The organism is Sediminibacterium sp. GW821-FHT12F12 (assembly GCF_058806635.1).
Genome location: NZ_JBXAPW010000029.1, coordinates 1 through 1397 on the forward strand (window position 1 = coordinate 1; position 1397 = coordinate 1397).

Genomic DNA, 1397 nt, shown 5'->3' on the forward strand with positions numbered 1-1397 from the left:
TTTGCATAACCATTCAGCATCGATGATGTATCAGCATACTGAACCGACCTGCCTGTTCTTGCGTAACCGCCTAGCATAGAAGTAGTATCAGAACTCTTCAAACGATTAGATAACATGGATGATGTATCTGCATACTGAACAGACTTGCCCGTTCTTGCATAACCACCCAGCATAGAAGTGGTATCAGAACTCTTCAAACGATTGGCTAACATGGAAGATGTGTCTGCATACTGTACAGACTGACCGGATTTCGCATAACCATTCAGCATCGATGATGTATCGGCGTATTGAACCGATCTGCCAGTTCTTGCGTAACCACCCAGCATGGAAGTGGTATCAGAACTCTTCAAACGATTAGATAACATGGATGATGTATCTGCATACTGAACAGACTTGCCGGTTCTCGCATAACCACCCAGCATCGAAGTAGTATCAGAACTCTTTAAGCGATTAGACAACATAGAGGCGGTATCTGCATATTTTACTGATTGCCCGGTTTTTGCATAACCATTCAGCATCGATGAAGTATCAGCATACTGCACTGATCTGCCGGTTCTCGCATAACCACCCAGCATCGAAGTAGTATCAGAACTCTTCAAACGATTGGCTAACATGGAAGATGTGTCTGCATACTGTACCGACTGCCCCGATTTTGCATAACCATTCAGCATCGATGATGTATCAGCATATTGAACCGATCTGCCAGTTCTTGCGTAACCACTCAGCATAGAAGTAGTATCAGAACTCTTCAAACGATTAGACAACATCGATAAAGTGTCCGAGTACTGTACAGACTGACCGGATTTTGCATAACCATTCAGCATAGATGAAGTATCAGCGTACTGCACTGATCTGCCCGTTCTTTCATAACCACCCAACATCGAAGTAGTATCAGAACTCTTCAACCGATTGGATAACATGGAAGATGTGTCTGCATACTGTACCGACTGCCCCGATTTTGCATAACCGTTCAGCATGAATGAAGTATCAGCATATTGAACCGATCTGCCAGTTCTTGCGTAACCACCCAGCATGGAAGTGGTATCAGAACTTTTCAAACGATTAGATAACATGGATGATGTATCAGCGTATTGAACTGATTTACCGGTTTTAGCATACCCGATCAGCATAGAAGTGGTATCGGAACTTTTCAACCGGTTAGCTAACATGGAAGATGTATCCGCATATTTTACCGACTGACCGGATTTCGCATAACCATTCAGCATGGATGAAGTATCAGCGTATTGAACTGATTTACCCATTCTCGCATATCCTCCCAGCATAGAAGTGGTATCAGAACTCTTCAGCCGATTAGACAACATCGATAAAGTGTCCGAATACTGTACAGACTGACCAGATTTTGCATAACCAATCAACATCGATGAAGTATCAGCGTA

Annotated in this window: 1 protein-coding gene; it reads right to left on the reverse strand. The window is 43.2% G+C overall.

The annotated features are described in order from the left end of the window. Positions 1–1397, reverse strand: a 1397-nt coding sequence (locus AC1RNB_RS18545; RefSeq protein ID WP_493085247.1) for a hypothetical protein, incomplete at both ends; no start/stop codon positions are given.